General features: G+C 38.9%; 26 protein-coding genes, 2 tRNA genes and 1 riboswitch. Of the genes, 13 read left to right on the top strand and 15 right to left on the bottom strand.

What is annotated here, in order from left to right; all coding sequences use genetic code 11:
• Positions 1 to 3 precede the first annotated feature (3 nt).
• The 7 genes from QW060_RS03325 to sucC all read right to left on the bottom strand — a co-directional run bounded on the left by QW060_RS03325 (position 4) and on the right by sucC (position 9,099).
• Positions 4 to 2,685, bottom strand: coding sequence for a hypothetical protein (locus QW060_RS03325; RefSeq protein WP_290362284.1), 2,682 nt, complete (start codon positions 2,683 to 2,685; stop codon positions 4 to 6).
• Between the two features lie 6 nt (positions 2,686 to 2,691).
• Positions 2,692 to 4,230 carry a T9SS type A sorting domain-containing protein gene (locus QW060_RS03320; protein WP_290362283.1) on the bottom strand — a complete coding sequence of 513 codons (1,539 nt, stop codon included), beginning with the start codon at positions 4,228 to 4,230 and terminating at the stop codon, positions 2,692 to 2,694.
• A 210-nt stretch (positions 4,231 to 4,440) separates the two neighbouring features.
• On the bottom strand, positions 4,441 to 5,184 hold the full coding sequence (locus QW060_RS03315) for a dienelactone hydrolase family protein (protein WP_290362282.1): 744 nt from the start codon (positions 5,182 to 5,184) through the stop codon (positions 4,441 to 4,443).
• Positions 5,185 to 5,310: 126 nt separating this feature from the next.
• Positions 5,311 to 6,255, bottom strand: coding sequence for an aldo/keto reductase (locus tag QW060_RS03310; RefSeq protein ID WP_290362281.1), 945 nt, complete (start codon positions 6,253 to 6,255; stop codon positions 5,311 to 5,313).
• A 34-nt stretch (positions 6,256 to 6,289) separates the two neighbouring features.
• On the bottom strand, positions 6,290 to 7,420 hold the full coding sequence (locus QW060_RS03305; protein WP_290364679.1) for an MFS transporter: 1,131 nt from the start codon (positions 7,418 to 7,420) through the stop codon (positions 6,290 to 6,292).
• A 124-nt stretch (positions 7,421 to 7,544) separates the two neighbouring features.
• Positions 7,545 to 7,688: a hypothetical protein gene (locus QW060_RS03300; RefSeq protein WP_290362280.1), complete on the bottom strand. Its 144-nt coding sequence runs from the start codon at positions 7,686 to 7,688 to the stop codon at positions 7,545 to 7,547.
• A gap of 217 nt (positions 7,689 to 7,905) precedes the next feature.
• The gene (gene sucC / locus QW060_RS03295) at positions 7,906 to 9,099 is read right to left on the bottom strand and encodes an ADP-forming succinate--CoA ligase subunit beta (RefSeq protein ID WP_290362279.1); all 1,194 of its coding nucleotides are present in this window, start codon (positions 9,097 to 9,099) and stop codon (positions 7,906 to 7,908) included.
• Between the two features lie 86 nt (positions 9,100 to 9,185).
• Between sucC and QW060_RS03290 the strand changes: the two genes are divergently transcribed.
• From QW060_RS03290 to QW060_RS03260, 7 genes are all read left to right on the top strand, one after another.
• Positions 9,186 to 9,323 (top strand): hypothetical protein, encoded by a 138-nt coding sequence (locus tag QW060_RS03290; RefSeq protein WP_290362278.1) that lies wholly within the window; start codon positions 9,186 to 9,188, stop codon positions 9,321 to 9,323.
• Between the two features lie 38 nt (positions 9,324 to 9,361).
• Positions 9,362 to 10,567: a diaminopimelate decarboxylase gene (lysA, locus tag QW060_RS03285; RefSeq protein WP_290362277.1), complete on the top strand. Its 1,206-nt coding sequence runs from the start codon at positions 9,362 to 9,364 to the stop codon at positions 10,565 to 10,567.
• An 85-nt stretch (positions 10,568 to 10,652) separates the two neighbouring features.
• Positions 10,653 to 12,071, top strand: a complete 1,419-nt coding sequence (locus QW060_RS03280; RefSeq protein WP_290362276.1) for an alkaline phosphatase — start codon at positions 10,653 to 10,655, stop codon at positions 12,069 to 12,071.
• Positions 12,072 to 12,238: 167 nt separating this feature from the next.
• A tRNA-Ser gene (locus QW060_RS03275) sits at positions 12,239 to 12,326 on the top strand.
• A gap of 11 nt (positions 12,327 to 12,337) precedes the next feature.
• Positions 12,338 to 12,418: transfer RNA gene (locus QW060_RS03270), tRNA-Tyr, on the top strand.
• 81 nt (positions 12,419 to 12,499) lie between these two features.
• Positions 12,500 to 13,417, top strand: coding sequence for an ABC transporter ATP-binding protein (locus QW060_RS03265; protein ID WP_290362275.1), 918 nt, complete (start codon positions 12,500 to 12,502; stop codon positions 13,415 to 13,417).
• Complete coding sequence (locus QW060_RS03260; RefSeq protein ID WP_290362274.1) at positions 13,410 to 15,617, top strand: redoxin domain-containing protein; 2,208 nt, start codon at positions 13,410 to 13,412, stop codon at positions 15,615 to 15,617. Before QW060_RS03265 ends, QW060_RS03260 begins: the two co-directional genes overlap by 8 nt.
• Positions 15,618 to 15,709: 92 nt before the next feature.
• On the opposite strand, the gene def is transcribed toward QW060_RS03260, so the two are convergent.
• From def to QW060_RS03230, 6 genes are all read right to left on the bottom strand, one after another.
• Positions 15,710 to 16,369, bottom strand: coding sequence for a peptide deformylase (def, locus tag QW060_RS03255; RefSeq protein ID WP_290362273.1), 660 nt, complete (start codon positions 16,367 to 16,369; stop codon positions 15,710 to 15,712).
• Positions 16,370 to 16,470: 101 nt separating this feature from the next.
• On the bottom strand, positions 16,471 to 17,283 hold the full coding sequence (locus tag QW060_RS03250; protein WP_290362272.1) for a YoaK family protein: 813 nt from the start codon (positions 17,281 to 17,283) through the stop codon (positions 16,471 to 16,473).
• Positions 17,264 to 17,746 (bottom strand): hypothetical protein, encoded by a 483-nt coding sequence (locus QW060_RS03245; protein ID WP_290362271.1) that lies wholly within the window; start codon positions 17,744 to 17,746, stop codon positions 17,264 to 17,266. Before QW060_RS03245 ends, QW060_RS03250 begins: the two co-directional genes overlap by 20 nt.
• A 7-nt stretch (positions 17,747 to 17,753) precedes the next feature.
• Positions 17,754 to 18,257, bottom strand: a complete 504-nt coding sequence (locus QW060_RS03240) for a hypothetical protein (protein ID WP_290362270.1) — start codon at positions 18,255 to 18,257, stop codon at positions 17,754 to 17,756.
• A 107-nt stretch (positions 18,258 to 18,364) separates the two neighbouring features.
• Positions 18,365 to 19,741, bottom strand: coding sequence for a sensor histidine kinase (locus tag QW060_RS03235; RefSeq protein ID WP_290362269.1), 1,377 nt, complete (start codon positions 19,739 to 19,741; stop codon positions 18,365 to 18,367).
• Positions 19,741 to 20,436 (bottom strand): response regulator transcription factor, encoded by a 696-nt coding sequence (locus QW060_RS03230; RefSeq protein ID WP_290364678.1) that lies wholly within the window; start codon positions 20,434 to 20,436, stop codon positions 19,741 to 19,743. Before QW060_RS03230 ends, QW060_RS03235 begins: the two co-directional genes overlap by 1 nt.
• A 128-nt stretch (positions 20,437 to 20,564) precedes the next feature.
• On the opposite strand from QW060_RS03230, the gene QW060_RS03225 reads away from it, so the two are divergent.
• Positions 20,565 to 20,843 (top strand): GNAT family N-acetyltransferase, encoded by a 279-nt coding sequence (locus QW060_RS03225; protein ID WP_290362268.1) that lies wholly within the window; start codon positions 20,565 to 20,567, stop codon positions 20,841 to 20,843.
• Positions 20,844 to 20,912: 69 nt separating this feature from the next.
• Positions 20,913 to 21,044: riboswitch (cobalamin riboswitch) on the top strand.
• Positions 21,045 to 21,167: 123 nt separating this feature from the next.
• Positions 21,168 to 21,560 carry an acyl-CoA thioesterase gene (locus QW060_RS03220; RefSeq protein ID WP_290362267.1) on the top strand — a complete coding sequence of 131 codons (393 nt, stop codon included), beginning with the start codon at positions 21,168 to 21,170 and terminating at the stop codon, positions 21,558 to 21,560.
• A gap of 73 nt (positions 21,561 to 21,633) precedes the next feature.
• On the opposite strand, the gene QW060_RS03215 is transcribed toward QW060_RS03220, so the two are convergent.
• Entirely contained in the window at positions 21,634 to 22,227 is a 594-nt protein-coding gene (locus QW060_RS03215) for an NUDIX hydrolase (protein WP_290362266.1), read from the bottom strand.
• Positions 22,228 to 22,234: 7 nt separating this feature from the next.
• Between QW060_RS03215 and pyrE the strand changes: the two genes are divergently transcribed.
• Both pyrE and QW060_RS03205 read left to right on the top strand, forming a co-directional pair.
• Positions 22,235 to 22,876, top strand: coding sequence for an orotate phosphoribosyltransferase (pyrE, locus tag QW060_RS03210; protein WP_290362265.1), 642 nt, complete (start codon positions 22,235 to 22,237; stop codon positions 22,874 to 22,876).
• Positions 22,877 to 22,886: 10 nt separating this feature from the next.
• Positions 22,887 to 23,279 carry an SRPBCC family protein gene (locus QW060_RS03205; RefSeq protein ID WP_290362264.1) on the top strand — a complete coding sequence of 131 codons (393 nt, stop codon included), beginning with the start codon at positions 22,887 to 22,889 and terminating at the stop codon, positions 23,277 to 23,279.
• A gap of 28 nt (positions 23,280 to 23,307) precedes the next feature.
• Here the strand turns inward: QW060_RS03205 and QW060_RS03200 are convergent, their stop codons facing one another.
• A complete protein-coding gene (locus QW060_RS03200; RefSeq protein ID WP_290362263.1) occupies positions 23,308 to 23,964 on the bottom strand; it encodes an HAD family hydrolase in 657 nt (218 codons plus the stop codon).
• Positions 23,965 to 24,099: 135 nt separating this feature from the next.
• On the opposite strand from QW060_RS03200, the gene QW060_RS03195 reads away from it, so the two are divergent.
• The gene (locus QW060_RS03195; protein WP_290362262.1) at positions 24,100 to 25,314 is read left to right on the top strand and encodes an RsmB/NOP family class I SAM-dependent RNA methyltransferase; all 1,215 of its coding nucleotides are present in this window, start codon (positions 24,100 to 24,102) and stop codon (positions 25,312 to 25,314) included.
• A gap of 22 nt (positions 25,315 to 25,336) precedes the next feature.
• Positions 25,337 to 26,389 carry an endonuclease gene (locus QW060_RS03190; RefSeq protein WP_290362261.1) on the top strand — a complete coding sequence of 351 codons (1,053 nt, stop codon included), beginning with the start codon at positions 25,337 to 25,339 and terminating at the stop codon, positions 26,387 to 26,389.
• Positions 26,390 to 26,429 lie beyond the last annotated feature (40 nt).

Below are 26,429 nucleotides of genomic sequence, written 5' to 3'. Positions count from 1 at the left end.
CCTTTAGTTTTTATAATGGTATTCATACGCTTTTAACCGGTTTCCGTCATGGTCTTTGACAACAGAGAGGCGGTTAAATTTATCGTATTCGTAATATTCGGTGCGTCCGTTGGTATCGGTCAGACTGCTCATGCCGATCATCGGACGGTAGGTATAGGACGTTATCATGCTCTGCGGATGTGCCTGACGCAGGATCTGATATTGTGTACGGATGTAGTTTTCGTTATAACTGTTGTCGGTAAGGTTGGTCTGATAGTGAATGCCCGCTATTATACCCGCATCGATGTCCTGATAACGGATGTTTTTAAGTTCGCATACGATTTTGGTGTTGCCGTATCCCCAGATCTGTGAAACGTAAAGACCTTCTTTGGTACGGTATTCCAGTACGTTGCCATACGCATCATAACGCGTGATTTCCTGTTCGGTTTCCAACGGACGGTCGTCTTTGGCTACTTCGCTTTTGCGCAGCTGATACAGTTGCGGATTCCCGTTTTCAGGTGTATAGGTAAACGCACTGCGGTTCAGCAAGTCCCCATTTTTGTATTTTAATACTTCTTTGGTACGGTACGTTTTATGGTATTTTTCATAGCTATAGCGCTCATCAAAATTTTCCTCCTGCTGCAGGTCGGTGATGCGATTTTCTACCATCTGACGGTGGTCGATATCCCAGGCAGTGGTATTTCTTAGTTGCAGTTTATTTGATCCGCTTGTATTGTATTCTATGATGTGCTTGGTGAGTCTTTCCAATACGGGTGTCGTATAGTACGGGATATCAATTGGTGACGTATAACTGCTGAATTCTGCGGTTTCACTGCTGATAAGTTGTTCGGAGGTGTTGTATTTAAGGATCCGTTTAGGGATGCTGATATGCGCCGGAAGCAGATTGAAATAGAAATTTCCGGAAATGTCTTCAAAATTCATTTCATAAACCGTTTTACCCACACCCTCTTTTTCTACGGTGATGTAGCGGTAAATACAGTCTGCAAGCGGTAAGGCATAGATGCTGGCAATCTGATCAGACTGCATATGCATTAAAGGAATTGCACCTGAGCTTCTCAGCGGGTCATCTGGCATGGTGTAGCGGTAGTTTTCTTCCGATACGACCGTCTGGTCCGCATCAAGCTGGGTGATTTTTTTGATGCGGTATCCGTTTCGTCTGATGGCACGTGTCCAAAGAGAAGGGTCTTTATATACTTTTTTGCGCAGCTGTATGTCTCCGACTTTGCTGATGTCATTCGGAGCAACTGCCAGATAGAAGGTGTTGTTGGTAAAAGAAGGTAAATACTGCAGCAACGAGGAACGGATGTCTACTTCTTCGGTAGCACTGTAGATGGTCAGAGTGTTGTTGGCTGCATCTACGAGCCTTAATCGGTAGTATACCGGATTGCCATTGCCCGGATCCATACCCGGTAAAAGAGCACTACTGTACTTGAGATAAATGGAGCGCTCCAGATCCTGCGCAGTGCACGTAAATCGGTAGCGTTCGTTTTGCGGCTCTAAGGTGTAGGGAATCGGTACCAGGTCAAAGTTGAGCGGATCATCTGTAAAATCCTGTCCTGAAGCTTCTATAAGTTGGGCTCCAAAATTGTAATAGGAATAGCGGTTGGGTTCATACTCAAACAAGGTGCTGCCCCCTGTAGGGTATTTGATTCGCAAAGAGGTAAAATTTGATGAAAATTCATACCGGTAAGTCTTTGTAGCATCTGTATTGTTAAAAATAACCTGGTTGTTGGTCAGACTTATGTTGTGAATGATCTGGTTAAATGTATTTTTTACCTGAATGCCTGTGTATTGGCGATAACGGTTGATTCCCGGGTTCAGATTCATTTGCAGATGGACAGATCCGACCCGTATGATTTCTATTTCACTAAGGTATTTCTGGTCAAATGTAAAGGTTTTTCCAGACTGTGTTATCGTATCCGCATACGAACCGTAATGGTATTGCAGCAGTATATTTCCGTAACGGTCTTTTACCTGACTGATCAAAAAAGATTTTTTGTACGGATGGTATTTACTCTGCATCTGGAAGTAAAAATTATTATTATCGGAAAAAAATAAGCCCGATTGCTGCTGTTCTGAAAACACATATACAAAACCGTTTTTGTCGGTAATTTCAAAAGAATGTACCGAAAACTGATAATTATAGCTCGCATTAAGGTCCTGAAAAGTAAAATCAGCGGTGATGTCTGCATAATCAGAGGTGTATATTTTTCGGATCTGTAGGGTTCCGTTTACGTATTCAAAATAAAACTTGCCACTCAGTCCAAAAGCGTCAAAACTGTATATGTTCGGATATTCACGAGTAGGACGTTCTGAAGGATCGTTATACGGATTGGGAGCATTGAAATAGAGTTCGTCGTCAATGGCTCTTTTTTGAGTATCTAAAATGCTTTTATTGATGGCAGGGATGATGTTTAAATCCCAACCCGGATTAAAAAAGCTTTTAAAACTGTATATATTGCTCATGCCCATCACGGTAGAGCTGTAATTGAGTTGGGTATTGAGCCGTAAATCTGCATTTGCCGTTTCCAGATCAAACAGCGGAATGCTGATGTTCTGGCTTCCGGTGATCATAGAGGTCTGGTATTCGGACGAATAGTTAGAGGATGGCAATACGATTTCCTGAGCAAAAAACGGCGAAGGTAGTACCAGCAGCAATAAAATGAGTAAGTAGTTCTGTTTCATATTGTTTTATTTTTTAATGACTTTAACCGAACGATTGATGACGTTGGTTTTGATGTTGATGATGTAAACTCCCTGAGGATAGGCGCTCAGATCTACTGCAATCATATCGTATTGCAAAGGCGCCGTATGCAGTACTTTGCCACTCAGATCTGATAAAATCATCTGCCCTTCTTCGTATTCATGGTTGATCACCACATTGGTAAACCCTTCAGTTGGGTTCGGAAAGGCTTCGATCTGTATCTCCGGAGTTTTGTTTTTTTCTTTGGTGTTGAGCTTTACAATCCAGTAGTCGTTTCTGCCCTGATAGCCCTTTTTAAGCGCAGAGGTTTTCCCCGTGGAGTTTCCAGCAAAGACATAACCGCCATCGCGCGTGATGATCGCTTTACGCAGCAGATCGTCTCCGTCTGTAGAGAGTTCTTTTTCCCATATCTTTTCGCCTTGGGCATTGATATGGATCGAAACATAGCTCTTTTTATGGGTTTTGGGATGTATCGTATAACCCGAAAGCAACAGGTTTTGATCACTGTCTAATAGTACGGAGGTCAGTACATCATCGCCTTTAAAGTCATAGGTTTTCTGGTCTGTCGGCTGCATTTTCGCATCGAGTTGTACCGTCCAGAAATCGTTTTGTGTTTCTGCCGATACAGTTTTAGTACCGCTGCTTTCGGAACTGCTCGTTCCTGCCAGAAGATACCCGTTTTCTACAGGCAGCAGATCGGTCAGAAAATCGTCTGCCGTTCCGCCATAGCTGTGTTGCTGCAACAGGTTGCCGTTGTGATCCAAAGTCAACAGCCAGATGTCATAACCACCGTTGGTGTCCACGGCTTTGTTGGCGCCGATCGGGGAGTTGGATTGTGCACCGATGATAAAACCGTCTTTTGTCGGTACTATGGTTTTGACTTCATCGTTATAGATACCACCAAAGGTTTTTTCCCAAAGCAGCTTGCCTTTTTTGTCTAATCGCAGTATCCATAAATCAAGTCCGCCAAGGTGCTGCTGGCTTTTTTCTCCGGATACCGGGGAGTTGGTGTTGGCTCCGATGATATAACCACCGTCTGACAGGCGTTTGATCGTCACCAGTCGGTCATCTCCCGAGCCTCCCAGGGTCTTTTGCCATTCTTCTGCTCCGGCTGCATTAATCTTTATGAGCCACAGGTCGTTTTTACCACGGGAAGCTTCTGTTTTATGGCCGTCTTTTGGGGAGTTGGAAGTACCGCCAAGCAGGTAACCCGCATCTCCCGTAGGAATCAGGCATTGCAACAGGTCCATACCCGAAGCACCAAAGCTTTTTTGCCATTCTTCTTCTCCGTCTTTGTCCATCTTCCAGAGCCAGTAGTCCAGATTGCCCTGGCCATCGCTGGTTTTAGAGCCTGTTTTGTCCGAAAAGGAACTCCCCGCTAAGAGAAAACCATAATCTACGGTAGGCACCATATCAAATAAATACTCGGAGTGTTTGCCGCCAAGGGTTTTTTCCCATACGACTTTTTGCGCATGAGCAGAGAGCAGCGCAAAGCCTGTAAACAGGCATAGCAGTGTTTTTTTCATCGTGTTTCGTAAAAAACTAAGGCAGCGGTAGAAGGAAACTGCCTTTACGTTAATATTTTGTAAAAATGATTAATTTATATTAAAAAACAAAATATAAAACACTATTTTTTTAAATTGTTACAGCATTGTAACGGCTTTTTATGACAAAAACGCAAGGTTTTAAAGGCGTGGAAGGAGATAAAAAAAAACCGTTACTGAGTAACGGTTTTTTTATTTTAGAATTTCTTCGAGAAACAGCAGGGTATGCTTCCACGCTCTTTGCGACATCAACTTATTATAATCTGCCGAAGCAGGATTGGTAAAGGTATGTTTGCTGTTGGCATAGTATATCATTTGCCAGTCGGCTTTAGAATGGTTGACTTCCTGAGTAAAATTACGAATGTCCGTTTCCGATACCGAAGCATCATCAGCTCCGTGCAGTACCAGAATACGCGTACTGAATTTTTCATCCGGTCGCGTGCCTTTCGCAAGCCCTCCATGTATCGAAACCACTCCCTGAACCGGCAATTGGGCACGCGCAGCTTCAAGCGCTCCTGTTCCACCGAAACAATAACCGATTACTGCCAGACGGTCTGTCTGCGCACCTGCTTTTTTCAATTGTTCCAATGCCAGTGCAATACGGTGTTGATATGCCTTAAAATCCGTTTTGTAGTGCGTGGCTATTTTAGAAGCCTGCTCACTGTTTTGAGGTACGTTGCCTTCTCCGTAAATATCTGCGATAAAAGCGATATATCCCTGTTTTTCCAAATCGGAAGCTGCCTGTCTGGCTTCATCATCTGCTCCCATCCATGCGGGAAGAATGAGTACTCCGGGTTTTGCCATTCCCTTATTGGCGGTAACCCAGCCATTGAGCTGCTGAGAACCGTCTGTATAGACTACTTTTTGTAACGATTGTGCGTGCATTGCTGAATTCATAAATAGGGATGCTATAAGTATTAAAAAATTTATTTTCATATTTTTTAAGGTATTTAAGACGAAAAATAAGCCGTTTTTCTGATTTATTAAGATACAAAAAAAATTTAAAGCTGCTTTTTTTTGTTTACCAAATACAAGAGACAGCCAGTGGCTGCCTCTGTCAGATTACTTACTTGCGCGATCTAAAAGCGAAAGATCTTCGGCATCAAGAGTGAGTAAAGGAGCTTCAAATAGTGCCGCGAGTTGCTGTTTATTTGTAGCACTTACAATAGGAGCGGTTACAAGCGGCTGTGCCAGCAACCACGCCAAAGATACCGTTGCCGGATTGCTCATATGTTTGGCGGCAACCCGATCTAATGCTGCCAGTACGGCTCTGCCTTTTTCATTTAAATACTGCTGAGCTCCTGCTCCTCTCGGACTTTTGCCAAAATCATCTTCCGAGCGGTATTTTCCGGTTAAAAAACCAGAGGCCAGTGACCAGTATGTAAACACACTGAGTCCGTATTGTTCTGCAAGCGCAGCATACTGCGTTTCAAATTTTGTACGTTCTACCAGATTGTAATGCGGCTGTAGTGCCTGATATTTTGGAAGTCCGTATTGTTCTGCCGCCTCAAATGATGCTATCAGGCGCTGCGGAGCAACATTGGAAGCCGCAATATAGCGTACTTTACCAGCCTTGATGATTTGATCATAGGCTTCAAGAGTTTCCTCTACCGGCGTTTTTTCATCATCAAAATGCGTATAATACAAATCGATATGATCCGTTTTTAAACGCTGCAGCGATTCGTCAACGGATTTTAAAATATGCTTTTTACTGATATCAAATCCGTGTTCTTTGGTTTCAGATCCTACTTTGGTCGCCAAAACAATTTCATGGCGGTTGTTACGCGCTTTGAGCCAGTTGCCGATTATTTCTTCCGACTGTCCTCCTTTTCCGTTTACCCACCAGGAATATGTATCTGCCGTATCAATAAAATTGTATCCGGCTGCAGTAAAGGCGTCCAGTATATCAAAAGATTGCTTTTCATCAAGGGTCCACCCAAAGACGTTTCCTCCAAAATTCAAAGGAGCAACTTCAAGCTCAGTTGTACCTATTTTCTTTTTTTTCATGATTTGTTGGTTTTATAGTTGTTGTTTTATTCTATTATATCCTTTTTCGGGTTGACAGCCAATGTATAAGCAAAATGCAGACGGAGAAAAATATTCCGGCAATGCACACGCCTGTCCATCTGAAATGCTCCCAGAATATACCGCCTACAAATGTTCCGAATGAGCCACCGATGAAATAAAACACCATATATACGGTATTGATTCTGTTTCTGGCAGAAGGATTTCCTTCAAAAATAACAGTCTGATTGGTAATATGAACAGACTGTATTCCTAAATCGAGAAACAGAGCTCCGATGATGAGTCCGATAAGGCTGCTGTGTGCAAAACCGATGAGTACCCAGGACAGCATGATGACTGCAATACTTCCGATGATGATTTTATTTTTATCCATACGGTCGCTGAGTTTCCCAACTACAGTAGCCATCAAAGCCCCGGCAATACCCACCAACCCGAAAGAACCCGCCACATCGCTTCCGAGATTAAAGGCAGGAGACTCTAATAAGAACACCAGAGTAGTCCAGAAAACGCTGAAACTCGCAAAATCAAATGCACCGCGCAGACTTGCCCATCTCAGTGACGGACGGGTTCTGAACTGTTCTACAATAGATCGGATGAGCTGGTTATAGGTTCCTTTGAAATCCGGTTTTATTTCGGGTAAAAATGCCAGCAGTAATAATGCGAGCAGTAGCATGATTGCCGCAGCTGCCCAATACATGGTCTGCCAGCTGAAATGAGCCCCTACAAGACCGCTTACAGTACGGGATCCCAGAATACCGATAAACATTCCGGTCATCACTGTGCCTATAGCCGCTCCGCGTTTTTCATCGGAGGCAAGTTGCGCTGCCATAGGTACCATAATCTGTGGAACCACAGAAGTAAGTCCCACAAAAAAACTTGCGATTTTGAGTTGCAATGGAGAAGTAGCTGAAGCTACCGCTAATAACGCTGCTATGATGAAAACAAAGTCAATAAGGATCATCTTTTTTCTGCGCAGCATATCTCCCAATGGCACAATTAGAAATAAACCTACAGCATATCCGATTTGTGTAAGCATGGGAATGCTGCTGATTTCCATTTCAGATACCTGAAGTGAACGCGCCATAATACCCAGTAAAGGCTGATTGTAATAATTATTGGCCACAACGAGTCCCGTTGTCAAAGCCATCAAAAAAAGTAATTTTTTGTTTAATTCCTGTGTTTGCAATGTAGTTGATTTATCGTTAAAAAAATGTCGTTACCTATCTGTTTAAAATAGGTATTATCGTGAATCTTTTTTCTAAACGATGCCTCTATTGGTAATGAAATAATCCGAAGAAAAATAACTGCCAGTGATCGATTCCGTAAAACGAATGTACAGTAAGGCTTTGCTGTACGGCAATAGTGTACAAAACAGCAGCAGCTGACAAAATACCCGGATATGCGGAATGGTTCATAGTAAGTATCAGGACAAATGAATAGTAAATTTACAGCTTATGCATTAAAACACCCTGAGGTTATTACGTTATTTTTTTGCTAAAATTAATGAGCAGTGTGCAGTAAGAGCTGTAAAACACTCTGTTTCTTGGTATAAAAGAAAACCTATATCCATAAAAAAACCTGAACGTTTCCGCCCAGGTTTTAATTATATATAAATAAGATTAAATACGATACTTATGACAAGGCAGCTTTTACCTGATCAGCAGCTTCCTGGAATTGAACAGCTGACAATATAGGCATACCTGATGCATCGATTAATTCTTTTGCAATTTCTGCATTGGTTCCCTGTAAACGAACAATGATAGGCACTTTAATTTCATCACCCATATTTTTGTACGCATCAACGATTCCCTGAGCAACACGGTCACAACGAACGATTCCTCCGAAAATATTGATTAGAATCGCTTTTACGTTTGGATCTTTTAAGATGATACGGAAAGCCGTTTCTACACGTTTTGCATCTGCTGTACCTCCTACGTCAAGGAAGTTCGCAGGCTCAAAACCAGCATACTTAATCAAATCCATAGTAGCCATTGCCAATCCGGCACCGTTTACCATACATCCTACCGTTCCGTCTAAATCTACATAGTTTAGACCTACTGCTTTTGCTTCTACTTCAATCGGATTTTCTTCAGAGATATCTCTCATTTCAAGATAATCTGCATGACGGTATAAGGCATTCTCATCTAAAGTTACTTTTGCATCTACTGCAATGATTTTATCATCAGATGTTTTTAATACCGGGTTGATTTCAAACATTGAAGAATCTGATCCAACATACGCTTTGTATAATGCATCTACAAATTTCACCATTTCTTTAAAAGCATTTCCTGACAATCCTAAGTTGAAAGCAATTGCTCTTGCCTGGAAACCTTGTAACCCTACAGCAGGATCTATTTCTTCTGTAAAGATAAGATGAGGCGTTTTTTCTGCTACTTCTTCAATGTCCATACCTCCTTCAGTAGAATACATGATCATGTTTCTACCTTTTGAACGGTCTAATAATACAGACATATAAAATTCTGAAGTTTCACTGTCACCAGGATAATATACATCTTCAGCAACTAAAACTTTATGAACTCTTTTTCCCTGAGGAGGAGTCTGAGGGGTAATCAAATCCATACCGATGATTTGTCCTGCAATTTCTTTTACCTGATCTAAGTTTTTAGCCAACTTAACACCTCCACCTTTACCTCTTCCACCTGCGTGAATCTGAGCTTTGATCACATGCCAGCCGGTTCCGGTTTCTTCAGTTAATTTTTTTGCAGCTTCTACAGCTTCATCGGCAGTATTAGCCACATGACCGCGTTGAATACGTACGCCATAGCTCGCTAATATTTGTTTACCTTGATATTCGTGTAAATTCATGATGTTTATCTTTTGCTTTTAAATATAGTCACACAAAAATAGAAAAATGTTTTTAAATAACTAACAAAAAAAGTATTTACCCGCTTTTGAACCGTTTTGCTCTCACTGCCACTATTATTTATCAGGATGCGTTCTCAACAGGAAACCATGATTTCTTTTTTTTCAATAAAATGGAAATTAATTACTCAAAAATCAAGAATCGTTTCGATATTTTACTGAAATAATGATAACTTTACCTCTTAATTTTCTTTTTAACAAAAAAATGGAACAGACTATTTTATTACAGATTTCCGAACAATACGGTTGTCCGACCTATGTGTATGACGGAAATAAAATTGAAGCACAATTTGCGAAACTGTCAAATGCTTTTTCAGGAGTCAAACAGCTTAAGATTAATTATGCGGTGAAGGCTTTGTCTAATATTTCTATTTTAAAGTTACTGAAGAAGAAGGGAAGCGGCCTGGACACCGTTTCCATACAAGAAGTATTACTGGGACTGGAAGCCGGTTTTGAACCTTCGGAAATTATGTACACCCCTAACGGTGTTTCTATGGAAGAAATTGAAGAAGCTGCACGTCTTGGTGTACATATTAATATTGACAATTTATCCATTCTGGAACAATTCGGAGCAAAACATCCGAATACACCCGTGTGTATCCGCATTAATCCGCATGTAATGGCAGGCGGAAACAGTAATATTTCAGTGGGACATATCGACAGTAAATTCGGTATTTCAATTCACCAGACCCCACACATTCTGCGCATTATTGAAAACACAAAAATGCATGTAAACGGTATTCACATGCACACGGGCTCAGATATTCTGGATATCGAAGTGTTTTTATATGCTTCAGAAATCCTTTTTGAGACTGCAAAACAATTCAAAAACCTTGATTTTATTGATTTCGGAAGCGGTTTTAAAGTACCGTATAAAGCTGGTGACCTTGAAACGGATATCGATGAACTCGGTGAAAAACTCACCGTAAGATTCAATGCTTTTTGTGAAGAGTACGGAAAAGATCTGACACTGGTTTTTGAACCCGGAAAGTTTTTGGTCAGTGAAGCCGGTTATTTTCTGACTAAGGTAAATGTTGTCAAACAAACTACCTCAACGGTATTTGCACAGATCGATTCAGGATTTAACCACCTGATCCGCCCTATGCTCTACAATTCCTATCACCATATCATCAACCTTTCCAACAGCAGCGGTAAAGAACGGTTTTACTCTGTTGTGGGCTATATCTGCGAAACGGATACCTTTGCCAATAACCGTAAAATTGCCGAAATCAAAGAAGGTGATATTTTATGTTTTAAAAATGCGGGAGCCTATTGCTTCTCCATGGCTTCTAATTATAATTCCAGATACAAGCCCGCTGAAGTTCTGGTGTACAATAATGAAACGCATCTGATCCGAAAACGCGAAACGTTTAAAGACATTCTGCATAACCAAAAAATAGTGGAAGTATAATTCCACTATTTTTTTAACAATGAGTTAATTTTGAAAAAAGAGAATTTTCGGATCATAACCCGTAAGTTTGATAAATTTTATTGGAATGGACAGACGTAAATTTTTTAGAGCGGGTACCTTGGCCACTATCGGAGGTGCTCTGATACATCCTTTGAATGGTATTGCAGCTCCTTTAACTTCTACAGAGGAGTTTAAGGGTAAAAAAGCCAAAAACATTATCATGATGGTGAGTGATGGTATGAGCAGCGGTACGCTCAATTTAGCGAACCTCTACAGTGACCGTATTCTCGGAAAAACTTCTAACTGGCTGCAGTTATATCTTGACAATAGTGTCTCAAGAGGACTTATGGATATGGCTTCTGCCTCCTCTATAGTAACTGATTCTTCTGCTGCGAGCTCTTCATGGGGTGGCGGTCACCGTGTAAAAAACGGTTCTATTAATATAGGAGAAAACGGAGAGGAATATATGCCGATATGGCAAAAATTTAAAAAAGCAGGCAAGAAAGCCGGATGTGTTACTACGGTCCCTATTACACATGCGACTCCAGCTGGATTTACAGTAAGCCTGAAAAGCAGAAACGATCAGGCAAAAATTGCAGAAGAGTATCTGCGTATCGGATATGATGTATTACTCGGAGGCGGCAATCAGTACTTTGATGCATCGCTTCGCAAAGACGGAGCAGATATGTACGGAAAATTTGCGCAAAAAGGATACCGTATCGCCAAGACGAAAAAGGAATTATTACAACAAAAAGACAATAAGCCTTTATTGGGTGTTTTTTATGATGATGCGCTACCGTATGCTATTGACCGCAAAAACGATGCAGTTTTATCAGAAACAATTCCTACACTGGCAGAAATGACCGCTGTAGCTATTGAACAAATGAAAAAACATCCGCAGGGTTTTGTTTTACAGGTAGAATCCGGAAAGGTAGACTGGGCCGCTCATGCCAATGATGTAGCCGGACTGATTCACGAACAGCTGCAGTTTGACGACGCTATCAAAACGGCTATCGAATTTGCCAAGCAAGATAAAGAAACGCTCGTTATCATTACTACAGACCACGGAAATGCCAATCCGGGACTTATTTATGGCAAATATGCCAATGATCATTTTGACAGTTTGGCTCACTATTCGCAAACCAACGAGAAGCTCCTGAATGCCTTCAGCAGCCAAACTTCTGAAAAGGAGGTTATAGATTATATTAAAGCCAGTATCGGAATCACTATTGATGCTGTTGAAGCCCAAAAGATACAATCGTATTACAGCAGTATAGAAAAAGAGGAAAACGGGTTGTATAATTATAAAAAACTGCCTTACCATACATTTGCAGAGATTCAGAAAAAATATAATTCTATCGGATGGATCTCTATGGATCACTCTGCCGATTATGTGGAAATAGCCATGTACGGTCCGGGACAGGAGATGCATAAACCCTTTATAAAAAATACCGATCTGCACTATTTTATGCTTCAGGCAGCCGAAGTGGAAAATAAATTTTAATTTTTTTTTATTTTTTTTAAGACTTTAAATAATTGTTCTAAAACAAGTTATAAAATCAACGGTAAAATATTAGCATACGATTTAAAAAAAGTATTTGCAGATACGGAAAAACGTTCTATATTTGCACTCGCAATACGGAAGTAAACACAACGATTGCGAGACCAATTGGAGAAATGGCAGAGTGGTCGAATGCGGCAGTCTTGAAAACTGTTGACTGTAACAGGTCCGGGGGTTCGAATCCCTCTTTCTCCGCCACCGCACGGTAAGGGAAGATACTCAAGCGGCCAACGAGGACGGACTGTAAATCCGTTGGGAAACCTTCGCAGGTTCGAATCCTGCTCTTCCCACAAAAGCAATCTGAAAAGATTGCTTTTTTTTGCTCTATTTTTAAATGTGCCTATTTTTTCCTATTTTTAGGCAAAAACATTATGTCAGAGTACATTATCAGAACCAATAATCTTAATTTTCAATTCAACAGGCAAAGAAAGATTATTGAAAACCTTTCCCTAAACGTACCCAAAGGCAGTATATACGGCTTTTTAGGTCCCAATGGTGCCGGAAAATCCACTACCATGCGCCTCATCACAGGACTTATCAATGAACAGCAGCCATCTATTGAGTTGTTTGGAAAACCGCTGCACCAGCAATTGCCTTCTGTTTTTTCCAAAATAGGTTCTATTATTGAAACCCCTACCCTTTACCTACACCTGTCCGGAGCAGATAATCTGAGAATCATAGCGGCCATTCAAAAAATCGATGAAGCTAAAATTCAGGAAATTCTGGAATTAGTAGATCTCAAAAAATTTCAGAAGCAAAAAGCAAAGCAATATTCGCTGGGTATGAAACAGCGTCTGGCGATTGGAATGGCACTGCTTAACGAACCTGAATTGCTGATTCTGGATGAACCGGTAAATGGTCTGGATCCGCAAGGAATTGTTGAGATTCGGGAATTGCTGAAGCGTATTAATACAACCAAAGGCATAACTATTTTTATTTCCAGTCATTTGCTCGCAGAAGTAGAAAAAACCTGTACACATGTTGGTATTATTCATCAGGGTAAACTTCGTTTTGAAGGTGCCATACAGGAACTTTCAAGCGTCAATTCGCAAATACTTTTACACATTTCGGTAAAAGATGCGTCAGCCTACTTATCAGTCGTTTCGCAGCTGTATCCACAAGTACGTATGGCAGATGCTAAAACGCTGGAAATAGCGTTGAACAACACTGAAGAAATTCCACTATTGGTGAAGAATTTTACAGAAAACAACATCCCCATTTACGCGTTGATCAAAAAAGGAGGTCTTGAAGACTGGTTTATGAATATAACACAAAAGACAAATGAATAGAATATCTAATTTTTTTAATGCGTATCGCACAGAAGGTATTAAGTTAAAGAATACGAATATTCTTACCACTGCCTTAATCTTATCTGTCTTTTTGCCTTTGATTTTGTTTATTACAGGTATTTTTTCAGAAGACGTGTACCAAACTACTGCAAAAGAAGTCAATATTGTAACGGAAAATTTTTCGAATCTGAAAAAATCTTTTATACAGTTTTTTTACTGTATCATTATGATCCTTTCTGCCAGCAGAATCTCTCAGATAGAATTCAAAAACAATACCTGGCAACTGATTGAAACACAGCCTTTATACAAAACCTCTATCTATTTTGCAAAATTTACGAAGCTGTATGTTATCTGCCTGCTGTCTATTGTGTGTTTTGTTGCTTCTGTATATTTATTCTCTTACTTACAACATTTGTTTTATCTGGATAAAGACCACTACATTTTCAGCTGGGAGCTTATGAATATGCTGAAATTTTCTTCACGAGTGCTTGTAGCGAGTTTCTTACCCCTGGCACTTATGTATGTCATAAGCGTGCGTTTTTCTAATTTCTTTTTAACCATACTTGTAGGTTTCGGACTTTTGATTGCCCAACCCATCCTGACCTATCTTCAGTTATTACCTAAATGGTATCCTTTTAAATTGACAAGCAATGTACTTCTCGGAGACAGCGACCTCGGTTACTGGTTTGTGTATTCTGAAGGGCTCAGTGTGGTAATTGGGCTGCTGTTGCTTTTTATCGGCTATCAATGGTATGCAGGAAAAAGTTTCCGGTTTGCGTTTCTAAAAGATGTAAAAAGAGTACTCGTTAGTATTTTCGTTATCGGCATCGGTTCTGCTCTGGCCTACTGGATCTGTGTTCCGAATCAGATGCAGCGTTCCAACACTACTCTGATCAAAGGTTCTGTTATTACAGAACAGCCTTTAAGCAAAGTCTATTTACTCGATCCGGTGATCAAAGACACACTCGAAACTATTACCCTACAAAACAATACTTTTGAGAAGACCATTACACAGCCTCTGCCTTTTGGCAAATACATTCTGGTACTTGACAATAGTTACAATACAGAAGTGTATATGAGTTCGGATGACATTGTAAACATAGAACTTAAACTGACACCTGATGAAAATACCACAAAAATAACGGGCACCCGTCTGGCAGAAAATTCAGTAATGGAGCTGAACAGACTTTATAGTGATACCGAATACTATATCAATTCGGATATGATGCTGAATAAACCTGATTTTATTTCTGACCAGATGGTAAAAGAATATCAGAAAGAGCTTAAAAAAATAAACAAAAGCTACACAAAAGACAATTATATTCTCAGAGAGGATGCTACAGCTATTCTTAAAAAACAGGTAGGAGTGTATTTTTTAAATACCTGGTACCGCTATTATCAGAAAGCATTAAATGAAAACCCGGCCATCAGCAATACTTCTTTTTCAATTGTTACACTGTTGGAAAAAGAAGTAGCACTTAATGATGCAAGCCTGCTGTTTGATCCGAATTATATACAGTATGTCAAAAACACCCTTATTAAAAAGGACAACTCCGGTTTGGATGAAAACACAAAATTTTTGAATGCCGCAGCTCAATTACCGGATGATCTGTTTAAACAAAAATTGCTTACAGCCACTTTACTGCAGTCCCTGTCAGAAAGCAAAAGTAAACAGGAAGCCGACGAATTGTATGCAATGTACCACAGTAAAATTTCTAACACTAAATATGCACAACTGGTAACACATACCTACCGAAATATTGTTCGTCTGAGCAAGGGAGCACCTGCTCCGGTATTTACGGCATCAACCGCTGACGGAAAAACAATTTCTTTAGAAGATTATAAAGGAAAGTTTGTTGTGATTGATGTATGGGCTACATGGTGTGGTCCGTGCCGCTACCAGTCGCCTAAATTTGAAAAAGTAGCCAATAGGTATATGAACAATAAGAATATTGTATTTATGGCGGTAAGCATGGATCAGAAAAAAGAAAACTGGTCTATTGCAGTAAAAGATAAAAAATCATCTGTGCTGCAAGTTCATGCCAACCAGATTAATGCTTTTTCTGAAGATTACTACCTCTCAAGTATACCAAAGTTCATCCTTATTGATCCACAGGGAAATCTGCTCAATGCGGATATGCCATTCCCGGATTCTAACGGATTTGACGATGCTATTGAAAATGCCTTAAAACAACCATAAAAAAAGCCACCTGCGAGGTGGCTTTTTTTTTGGAATCTCCATCACTTCAATATTATTTTACAAAGAAGAAACAACTGTACCGAGTAGCAGTATTATTTCTTTTTGTAAAACAACTGTTGCTGTTCTTCTGCCCTTTGATACACATGTGCAGCTTCTTCTTCTATACGGTCTATGTACAGCACTCCATCCAGATGATCATATTCATGCTGAAAAATAACAGCCGTAAAACCTTCTATCAGCTCTTTCTGACTTCTACCTTTTTCATCGATATAACTGACTTCGATTACGAGACTTCGCAAGACCTCGCCATAACGGTCGGGTATGGACAAGCATCCTTCTCTACCTTTTCTGAGAATTTCAGAATACCAGGTAATCTGTGGATTTATAAATAATTGAAAAGCCTTGTCTTCTTTATCCAGACGCTGCACAAGAAACAGTCTTTTATTGATACCGACCTGAGGAGCAGCAATACCTACTCCTTTGGTTGCTTCATCATTTACGGTTGCCAACAACCGCTCTTTCAGAAGCTTTATGGCTTTATCCTGTGGATTGATTTCAATAGATTTTGTTCTTAAGACCACTTCATCCTGCTCAGAAGTGGTGAGCAATACCCGCATAGGAACCGTCGCAGAAGCATCCTTAATCAAACCCAGTTCTTCTTTGGAAAAGCTCTGCGGCTTCTGTGCATTCATTGTAATATTTAGTACTATCAAACTCATTATCATCAATAGTTGGTGGACCTTTTTTTCCATCGGTTTATTTTTAACGGAAATGTACAACAGTATCCTGAAATAAAAAAATTAGCCACCCTGCCGTAGCAGAAGTGACTAATCCGTCCTAAACTTACTCTTCTCTATTTTTCGGGACACAACGCTTCTTTGAGCTGTTGTTCTTTTTTACTTTTTACTTTATTTTTTTTATAATAGTTGGTAACAATTAACTGTCGTTTGTACACATATTTCATCATGCTTAATTTGTAGTAATCATATAAGATAATGACTCCTAACACTGCACACACTACATAGAATGTATAATAATGTATGCTGTAATAAAACAAACCTGTTATAATACCTCCGGCTACATAGAAAAACATAATGGATCCTAAAAGCTGGGCTTTTTTCTGTAACGTAACATCCCTTCTATATCTCTTTTTGGTAAACATAGAGAGTAATATTGCCAGATCCGTTGTGAGACCGGTAAGGTGGGTGGTCTTGATTGCTGAATTGGAGATGCTGGCGGTAAGACCGTTTTGCAATCCCATCGCAAAAAGCAATAATCCAACCAGAAATTCTGTTTCCTGTAACGATTCTCCATAAAAATTCTGCAGATAGATACCCACAAATAGCAGACACAGTGTTTCCAGTATTAAGGGCACTGCGTGTGACAGGTATCTGCCAATATAACGGTTTCCATGAATGATGAGCATATTGGAAGTAAAGCTTCCAAAAAAGAACAACATAATCCATAATAATACTACGGCAGCCTGAAACCAGTTTCCTTTGGACATTTCCTGAGAAAAAATAGCAAAAAAACCGGTTACGTTTGAGGTAAAGGAAAAGAAGATCACCAAGGAAATTACATTGACCATACCTGCCGAAAAGGCTGTCAAAGCTCCCAACTTTAAATTGTCGGAATGGGTTCTGTGATTACTGTATTTTCTGAGCATACGTATTGTCTTCTACTTTTTTAAACGTCATTTTTACGATTCCGCGAATCTGCAGATCAAAATTGAAATAAATAACCAATCTATCTTTGGTAAGTTCATGTACCTGAAAATCTTCTATTTTCTTATCGGAATGTTTTAATTCAAGAATATGTCCACGGCCTTTTACATTCCATTTCAACTTTTCTACAGAGTCATCCTGTTTGATAAGGGTCAGCTGCTTTTTTGCATCAAACTCCCATATTTCTGCGTCATGGATGATCATATCACCACAGATTTCCTGTTTTTGCCATCCTATAGATTCAGCATTTGTTTTTACATCTTCTGAATTCACTCGCTCTAATTCCCATGATACTTCCTGCCATTTGCCCACAAGCATCTGTTCAGGACTTTCTTCCCGAATCAGAATTACGCAAGAGCAAAAAAGCAAAAATGCGATCACACCATATGCAAAAGATAGTTTCATAATTTAATTATTCTGCTTTAGATAAAAATAAATTAGCCAGTTGTTCTGTATTTTCTAATTCTAACACCAGTTTGTGTGCATAATCCAGCGATAAGACTGAACATTTCGAATGAGAAATCAGATGGTTTAAATGAAAACTCTGACTTCCTTTAAGCCTCATTTTATTTCCTACAGGCAGTACCACCTCATCAACAGCATTGATTTCTATATAATTATTAAAGTAGCGTCTGCAATCTCCGGTGATAAGATCTACCTTAAAACTGTTGATACGCGACTGGTAGGTATTCTGAATAAGTTTACAGGATTTTTTAAATTCTGAAGTCTGTAGCTTTTCCAATACTTTTCCTTTTGAAAAAAAAAGCAGATCGGAAATGGAATTAGATGTTTCATACCCGTGTACCAAAACAATGTCTAACACAGATGACGGATATTTTTTGATCACATCTACTACCAGATTCAGAGATTTAACGGAAAAATCCGTTGGAATTACTATTTTCTTTACTGTTTCCATATCTGTAATTATTTATTACAAAGCTACTACCGCAGCCATTAGAAACTTTTTAGAATGAAATTATAAAGTGATTAGAAAATAGCAGAATTATTAGAAAGTGATTAGAATTATAATTTATAATCTCCGATTGGTAGGTTTATTTGCACGGTCGTGCCTACACCTTCAATTGAACGGACAATAAGTTCACCTTTATGCATGAGTATAATGTTACGGCTCAAAGGCAATCCGATTCCGTAACCTTCATAGTTGGATGTATTGGATGCTCTGAAATACGGATCATAAATATATTGTATTTCGCGCTCAGGGATTCCGATTCCATGGTCTTTAATGATTATAACAACCGAATTGTCTGAAGCTCCTAATGCCAGATATACCTGCTGATGATTGGAGTATTTACAGGCATTGGAAACGATATTGGATATTGCCAGATGCAGCAAAGGTCCGTTTCCTTTTATCTTAAGCTTTTCAGGGTTTTCCGGCAACAGACTGAAATCCATCTTTATTTTGAAATTAGAATTGACGCTTTGAAGATTGTCTTTTACCTCCAACAGGATTTCATCTACACGTACTTTTGAAAACTTTTGAGATTTACCATCAAAGCCTGTTCTCGCAAGATATAGTAATGCTTTGGTTTTCTGTTCCAACTTGTCTGCTTCTTCAAGGATTTTTGCCAAAGCAGTTTCATATTCTTCAGAAGTTCTCTTTTTTGACAAGGCAAGTTCCGCCTCTGCCATAATAGAGGTTAAGGGCGTATTGAGCTCGTGAGAAGCATTGCTGATGAAATTTTTCTGCGTTTCAAAAGAAGTTTCCAAACGGTTGAGCATATCATTGAAGGTGTTTGTAAGCTCACTGATGGGATCTCCATTATTACTCGTAGGAGAAACCAAACGCAAATGTAAATTTTCGGAACCTATTTTATTTACTTCATTGATAATATTTCTAACTGGGCGAATCAGGGTTCGGAATACAAAATGAGAAACAATCACAATCAGTAATACTGAAAATGCGAGTGAAGTAATAAGCAGATTGCGCAGATACGTAATATGATGATTGTAAAAATAATTTTCTGCAGAAACTACTACCATATATTCCTGCTGCTGTTTGTCTTTATACAGCAATGCCGAATAAAAAAGTTTACCTTGATTAAAATTTGCTTTGCCGTTGTTCAGCGCATCCTGAAGGAGTTGTTTTGGAATACCTTTTGTGCGCACTGTATCCTTTCCGGCTTTAGTCAAAGGAATGATATACTCTTTTTGATGGGGTAATTTCTCCAGATAATCTTTATAAACTTCCTCCACATTTACGGATTCCTGTGCATCCCCCAATTGCATTACAGCGGTTGTTGAAACCCTTAATTCCAGTCTTTTGTAGAAGTCTGTAAAAGCAAAATTAGAAAAGGAATAATAAATATAACCGCTGAAAAGCAAGGTATATACCACAAATACGGTAATGATGACTAAAACGGTTTTACTATACGTTTTCATTAGTTTTCTTTTAATACATATCCCATACCGGTAATGGTATGTATGAGTTTTTGATTGCCGTGTTTGTCCAGTTTTTTTCGCAGATAGTTTACATATACATCTACTACATTGGTTCCGATATCGAAATTAATGCCCCATACATCATCCAAAAGATCCGTACGGCTCAATACTTTGGTCGGATTTTTCATAAATTTCAGCAACAGCCTGTATTCTGTAGAGGTAAGGGATATTTCCTGCCCGCCTCTGGTAAGTTTTTTAGTATAATCGTTTAATTCGAGATCGGCAAATTTATAAAGATCGTGTCCCTTTGCAGAAGTGTTTTCAAACAGCTCACTTCTTCGCAACAAAGTCCGGATACGAGCCTTGAGTTCAATAAGCTTGAAAGGTTTTGCCAGATAATCATCTGCTCCGGTGTCTAACCCCAATACAATGTTCTCAGCACTACCCAAAGCCGTTAGAATCAGAATAGGCAGATCAAGATAGCCTTCACTCCGTATCTGCCGGCATACTTCAAGACCGTTCATTTTGGGCAATAAAATATCTAAAATCAACAGATGAACCGTTTGTTTTTTAAGAATATTCATTCCGTCAATTCCGTCAAAAGCATGGATGACCTGGTATCCTTCTTCTTCAAGACTCTGCTTGATTAGGTCGGCTACATGAGGTTCGTCTTCAACAAGTAATATCGTATTCATAAAATCAGCATTAGGCATTTTACAAAAATACCAAGAGTTACACAAATTATCATGTTTTTCGAGATTAGAATGCGATTAGATTTTAATCTGAAATAAATTAGTATCTTTAAAGATATAAAAAATATATCATGAACATTGAACAGATCAACGAAGGACATAAGGGGTATTTCAAGGCTTCAGAAAATGACGCTGAAGCAGGTCGTATGACCTATACCTGGGTAGGTGACACTAAATTTATCATTGATCATACGGAAGTAAACCCGGAATTTAACGGACAGGGAGTTGGAAAGAAAATGGTTCTTGCAGCAGTTGACTATGCGAGAAAAAACAATCTCAAAATCATTCCGCTGTGCCCGTTTGCCAAAGCTACCTTTGATAAGAATCAAGATCTTCAGGACGTACTCTAAACAGTACGTCTTTTATTTTTAGAAATTTTATAAACCATTAATCGATTAAAATCGGTTAATAAGGTCTATATTTGCTGAAATTTTTAAGGAAAAACTCCGGTTTTTTAATTAGGGAATCATGTGAGAATCATGAACTGTCGCGCAACTGTAAATATTTTTTTAAATATAAGTCAGATTACTATCCTTAAAAAACATAAAGGCAATACTTTCGCGATTGAAGTAGCTGTCTGAGAGCCTGAAATACCTTTGTAAAAAGGTATGTTCTCAGTATGCGTTCTGTTTCGGATATTGCTGTAATTAATTTTATAAACTATATCTTACAAAATGACTTTAGAAGAACGAATTCAGAATTCAGAAACCCACATTTTCAAAGCGGTATTCCCTAACACTACCAATCATTATGATACTCTTTTCGGAGGTACAGCCATGCACATGATGGACGAAGTAGCTTTTATTACTGCTACCCGATTTTCAAGACAAAAAATGGTAACGATCAGCAGTGAGAAAATCGATTTCACCAAACCGATTCCCGCAGGAACTTTTGTAGAACTTATTGGTCGTGTTACAAGAGTAGGTAATACCAGTCTCGTAGTTTATGTAGAGATATACATTGAAGAAATGTATTCTGAAAAACGTGAAAAAGCAATTACAGGACAGTTTACTTTCGTGGCAATCGACGAAAATAAGAAACCAACTCCTATCCATTTCAAACAATAGATAAATTAAAAAAGGTATCATAAAATTGCGATATGATACCTTTTTTATTACCGTTTGTTAATCCAAAGAGGCATTATGCTTCTTCTTCAAAAAGCAGCTTGATATTTTCATATGAATTTTTCAGTGCTTCTTTTATTTCTTCTTTATCCAGCCATACAACTTTTTCAATACCTTCTTCAGCTTGTCCCATCAGATGTCCCGTATAATCGGTTTTCATTTCAAACCAACGGGTGATTTTAAGTCTGTATTCCCCGTTTCGTTTAAATACGTGATAGGTTTTCTGCAATTTTTCAACTATAGATAATCCCTGTACTCCTGTTTCTTCTTCTACTTCCCGAATAGCGGTTTGCTCAATCGTTTCCCCTTTCTCAGTTCCTCCCTTTGGCAAATCCCACTTTCCATTTCTGAGGATAAAGAGGACTTTACCTTCCGAGTTGCGAACCAGTCCGCCTCCGGCTTTGTTTACCGTGATCTTTTCTTTGAGCTTTTTAAGAATCTTTTCTTCATCAGGATGGTATAAAATGGCTTTCTGAATTTTATTCTGATAAAATTTTACAATGATTTTATTTATATCGGCACTTTCAAGTAAAAAAAGCTGAAAATCGGTTTCTTTTTCTAATTTATTTGTCAGTAAAAGAGGTTTGTCGTTGATAAAAACTTTATACATTTGTAGTATGATTTTTAATGACAACACAGCACAGAAAACGGCCGAATTGCTTTTACAAATTAACGCAATTAAATTAAATCCTAAAAATCCTTTTACATGGGCTTCGGGATGGAAATCGCCAATTTATTGCGACAACCGCATAACTCTTTCATTTCCAGAGATAAGAACTTTTTTAAAAAATGAATTTGCCGCCAATATAGAGCAAAAGTATGGTAAACCGGATGTGATTGCCGGAGTAGCAACCGGAGCTATCGGTATTGGTTTACTGGTAGCAGAAGCCCTAAATTTACCTTTTGTTTATGTACGCCCGGAACCGAAAAAACACGGAAGACAAAACCAGATTGAAGGCGCTTTCACAAAAGGGCAATCCGTAGTGGTTATAGAGGATCTGATCAGCACCGGAAAGAGCAGCTTACAGGCTGTAGAAGCTTTAAAAGAAAACGGAGCTGAAATTCTGGGAATGGTAGCTATTTTTACGTATGGATTTGACGTAGCTGCAGAAAATTTCAAAAATGCAGGAGTGGCACTTACCACGTTGAGCAACTATCCTACTTTACTAAAAACAGCCGTATTAAAAAATTATATTTCCGAAGAAGAACACGAAACACTCAAAGTATGGAGTTCTGATCCTGCAGGGTGGAATAATTAAACAAGAAGATATGAATTTAGAAAGTCCAAAAGTTAGTGTAGAGAAATCAGCAGCTTATATTTTTAATGCGCTGAATGATATCAAAAATTTTGAAAAATTGATGCCGGAGAATACTTCTAAATTTGAAGTAGTAGATGAAAACTGCTTTATCTTCGGATTGAAAGGGATGCCGGAAATCAAACTGGTAAAAAAACAACAGACTCCGAATACTCAAATCATTTTAGGCGCAGCAAGTGATAAAATTCCTTTTACACTTACAGCTAACATAGAGGAAAAAGGAACAGAATCAACGGAGATTCAGCTCTTATTTGAAGGCACCTTTAATGCCATGATGGCCATGATGATTAAAGGTCCTATCAGTAAATTTATTGAAACACTGGCTAACAATATGTCTAAACTATAATAAAAAAAGAACCTTAAAGGTTCTTTTTTTATTTCAGTGTTTTAATGATTCCGGCATTTATATGTTTGAAATCATGGACAAAATATCCCGCTCCATCAAGACTTTGAAGCTTGGAATTTTCACTGTTATACCCAATACAGAAAATATCAGCGGCTACAGCCGCTTTTACACCGTTGGTGCTGTCTTCAATGATAACACACTCGTCTTTTATACAGGTAGCCAAAGAAGCAGCATGTAAAAAAATCGCAGGATCCGGTTTTGACTTTGGAAAATCTTCTCCACTTACTTTATGAGAAAAATAAGGATGTAATCCAAAACGGTTAAATACCCTTTCAATAGTTCCTTTGGATGCCGATGAAGCCAGTATCAATTCAATATCATGGGCGTGTAAATCTTTAATCAGATCAAAAACCCCCGGAATGAGCTCTAAATCAGGTTTTGTATCAAATGCATCATTGAAAAGACTGCGTTTTCTTAGAATAAGATTTTCTACTTCTTCCTGAAGATCAAACGTATTTTTTAATTTTTGGAAAACATTTCTAGTAGAATTTCCGGTAAAAGTGGCATACATAGCCTCTGATACATCGATATTCAATTCCTCAAAATGTCTGAAATAGGCGTATTTATGAACAGGCTCAGTGTCTACTATTACGCCATCCATATCAAATATAACCGTTTTAACCATGTTGTTGTTGTTTTATGCAAATTTACGACACAAAGCCCAATAAAAAAATGCCTGAGAAAATCTATTGGATTATTAACACTATTTAAATTTTTCCTTTTCAAAATTACGTATCTTTGTAGGCTTATTTAAAAAATAATGAGATTACACAGAAATTTAGTTTTTACGGTTATTGATTCTTTATTAGCGATCTTTAATGAAGGTGAATACGCTGATAAGGTTGTAGCCAGAGCTTTGAAAAAGGACAAACGCTGGGGAAGCAGTGATCGCAAGTTCGTTGCAGAAACCATCTATGAAGTGGTACGCTGGAAACGTTTATATACCGAAATTGCAGAGGTTAAAGAACCTTTTACACGAGATGATATATGGCGCATATTTGCCGTTTGGGCGGTATTGAGAGGCATCACTTTACCCGATTGGAAATATTTTGAAAATACACCGGCACGAAAAATAAAAGGCCGTTTTGACGAGTTATCTAAAACGCGTAAATACAGAGAATCTATTCCGGACTGGATGGATGAGCTTGGAGTAAAAGAATTGGGAGAAGAACTCTGGACCAAAGAACTGGCAGCCCAAAACCAACAGGCAAAAGTTGTTTTACGGGTAAACACTCTTAAAACCACTAAAGAAAAACTCAGAGCACAGCTCATGGATCTGGAAATTGAAACGGAATTTCATGACGGATATGATGACGCACTGATTCTGAAAGAAAGAGCTAATGTATTCATGACAGATCTATTTAAAGAAGGTCTTTTTGAAGTACAGGACGGTTCTTCACAGCTGGTAGCTCCGTTTCTGGATGTGAAACCGGGAATGCGTGTTGTGGATGCCTGTGCAGGTGCAGGCGGTAAAACACTTCATATTGCTTCTATCATGGAAAACAAAGGGCAGATCATTGCAATGGATCTGTATGAGAGCAAACAGAAACAATTAAAACTGCGCGCCAGAAGAAACGGTGCCTTTAATATTGAATACCGCATTATTGATTCTACTAAAGTAATCAAGAAACTACATGATAAAGCAGATCGTGTTCTCATCGATGCTCCTTGTTCAGGTTTAGGCGTACTAAAAAGAAATCCGGACAGTAAATGGAAACTTCAGCCTGAATTTATCGACCAGATTAAGCAAACGCAACGCGAGGTTTTACAGGATTATTCCAAAATGGTAAAAGTAGGCGGAAAGTTGGTATATGCTACCTGCTCTGTACTGCCATCTGAAAATCAGGAACAGGTAAACCATTTCTTAACGACAGAAACAGGGAAAAACTTCCAGCTGATAAAAGATCACAAAGTATTGGCAAGCGAATCCGGATTTGACGGATTTTATATGGCCTTAATGGAAAGAATAAAATAAACAAACATTAAAATCATAGAAGATGAAAAATTTCTATACTTCAGCTTTGCTGTTATTGGTTTCATCCCTAACTTTTGCACAGCAACCTTATTACAACAATATTGATTTTACCCAAAACGGTGCTGCACTAAAACAGGCATTGGCAACCAAAATCACCAATACGCACACGAAAAATCTATCGTACGAACAAATATGGAGTGCTTTAAAAGTGGTAGATGAAAATCCGGACAATTCAAGTCAGGTACTACTTATCTACGGACATCCGGGTGTTACAACCGGACAATATTCCCGAACAAGAGCTAAAAACAGTAACGGGGGTAACAATGGACAGTGGAACAGAGAACATACGTATGCAAAATCTCTGGGAACTCCTGATTTGGGACAATCCGGTCCGGGTGCTGATGCTCACCATTTAAGAGCTTCAGATGTACAATGGAATAACAGCCGCGGAAATCAGAAATATGCAGCAGGTTCCGGAAACTCAGGAAATGTATCGGGTGGCTGGTATCCGGGTGATGAATGGAAAGGAGATATTGCGCGTATGATGATGTATATGTATCTACGCTACGGAGACCGCTGTAAACCAACCAATATTGGTCCGGGTCCGGCAAGCAACGCCATCAACGATGATATGATTGCTCTGTTTCTTCAGTGGAATGCTGAAGATCCGGTATCTGAAGTAGAAGATCAAAGAAATGCCTATTTAGGAAATGCTGCTAACAGTTATGGTCAGGGAAACAGAAATCCTTTTATTGATAATCCGTATTTAGCAACAAAAATCTGGGGCGGGCAACCGGCAGAAGATCGTTGGGGGACACTTTCTAATGAAAACATAGAAAAATTGGACTTTAGTATTTATCCCAATCCATCAAACAACGGATCGTTTACAATCAGTTCTGAAGAAGAAATGCTTTCATTAGCTGTTTATGCTATTGACGGACGCCTGATTACATCAAAAAACGAAACAATTGCACCCAATACTGCTATTACTTTCAACAATCTATCCAGCGGTGTTTACCTGGTAGAAGTAAAAGGCAATGATAAAAAAGCCGTAAAGAAATTACTGGTTAAATAACATAAAAAATCCCGAACAGCTGTTCGGGATTTTTTTTATG

Source organism: Paenimyroides ceti, from assembly GCF_030409925.1.
Note: the sequence above shows the minus strand (reverse complement) of the source record. Positions and strands in the feature narration are given on the sequence as shown.

Bases quoted from the DNA above. Each gene is read 5' to 3' on its own strand.
- def (WP_290362273.1), bottom strand. From the start codon at position 16,369: ATGGAAAAAAAGGTCCACCAACTATTGATGATAATGAGTTTGATAGTA.
- lysA (WP_290362277.1), top strand. From the start codon at position 9,362: ATGGAACAGACTATTTTATTACAGATTTCCGAACAATACGGTTGTCCG.
- QW060_RS03200 (WP_290362263.1), bottom strand. From the start codon at position 23,964: ATGGTTAAAACGGTTATATTTGATATGGATGGCGTAATAGTAGACACT.
- QW060_RS03325 (WP_290362284.1), bottom strand. From the start codon at position 2,685: ATGAAACAGAACTACTTACTCATTTTATTGCTGCTGGTACTACCTTCG.
- QW060_RS03320 (WP_290362283.1), bottom strand. From the start codon at position 4,230: ATGAAAAAAACACTGCTATGCCTGTTTACAGGCTTTGCGCTGCTCTCT.
- QW060_RS03220 (WP_290362267.1), top strand. From the start codon at position 21,168: ATGACTTTAGAAGAACGAATTCAGAATTCAGAAACCCACATTTTCAAA.
- QW060_RS03310 (WP_290362281.1), bottom strand. From the start codon at position 6,255: ATGAAAAAAAAGAAAATAGGTACAACTGAGCTTGAAGTTGCTCCTTTG.
- QW060_RS03265 (WP_290362275.1), top strand. From the start codon at position 12,500: ATGTCAGAGTACATTATCAGAACCAATAATCTTAATTTTCAATTCAAC.
- QW060_RS03230 (WP_290364678.1), bottom strand. From the start codon at position 20,436: ATGAATACGATATTACTTGTTGAAGACGAACCTCATGTAGCCGACCTA.
- QW060_RS03315 (WP_290362282.1), bottom strand. From the start codon at position 5,184: ATGAAAATAAATTTTTTAATACTTATAGCATCCCTATTTATGAATTCA.
- sucC (WP_290362279.1), bottom strand. From the start codon at position 9,099: ATGAATTTACACGAATATCAAGGTAAACAAATATTAGCGAGCTATGGC.
- QW060_RS03215 (WP_290362266.1), bottom strand. From the start codon at position 22,227: ATGTATAAAGTTTTTATCAACGACAAACCTCTTTTACTGACAAATAAA.
- QW060_RS03205 (WP_290362264.1), top strand. From the start codon at position 22,887: ATGAATTTAGAAAGTCCAAAAGTTAGTGTAGAGAAATCAGCAGCTTAT.
- QW060_RS03245 (WP_290362271.1), bottom strand. From the start codon at position 17,746: ATGAAACTATCTTTTGCATATGGTGTGATCGCATTTTTGCTTTTTTGC.
- QW060_RS03280 (WP_290362276.1), top strand. From the start codon at position 10,653: ATGGACAGACGTAAATTTTTTAGAGCGGGTACCTTGGCCACTATCGGA.
- QW060_RS03240 (WP_290362270.1), bottom strand. From the start codon at position 18,257: ATGGAAACAGTAAAGAAAATAGTAATTCCAACGGATTTTTCCGTTAAA.
- QW060_RS03225 (WP_290362268.1), top strand. From the start codon at position 20,565: ATGAACATTGAACAGATCAACGAAGGACATAAGGGGTATTTCAAGGCT.
- QW060_RS03300 (WP_290362280.1), bottom strand. From the start codon at position 7,688: ATGAACCATTCCGCATATCCGGGTATTTTGTCAGCTGCTGCTGTTTTG.
- QW060_RS03195 (WP_290362262.1), top strand. From the start codon at position 24,100: ATGAGATTACACAGAAATTTAGTTTTTACGGTTATTGATTCTTTATTA.
- QW060_RS03235 (WP_290362269.1), bottom strand. From the start codon at position 19,741: ATGAAAACGTATAGTAAAACCGTTTTAGTCATCATTACCGTATTTGTG.
- QW060_RS03190 (WP_290362261.1), top strand. From the start codon at position 25,337: ATGAAAAATTTCTATACTTCAGCTTTGCTGTTATTGGTTTCATCCCTA.
- pyrE (WP_290362265.1), top strand. From the start codon at position 22,235: ATGATTTTTAATGACAACACAGCACAGAAAACGGCCGAATTGCTTTTA.
- QW060_RS03260 (WP_290362274.1), top strand. From the start codon at position 13,410: ATGAATAGAATATCTAATTTTTTTAATGCGTATCGCACAGAAGGTATT.
- QW060_RS03250 (WP_290362272.1), bottom strand. From the start codon at position 17,283: ATGCTCAGAAAATACAGTAATCACAGAACCCATTCCGACAATTTAAAG.
- QW060_RS03305 (WP_290364679.1), bottom strand. From the start codon at position 7,420: ATGGCTTTGACAACGGGACTCGTTGTGGCCAATAATTATTACAATCAG.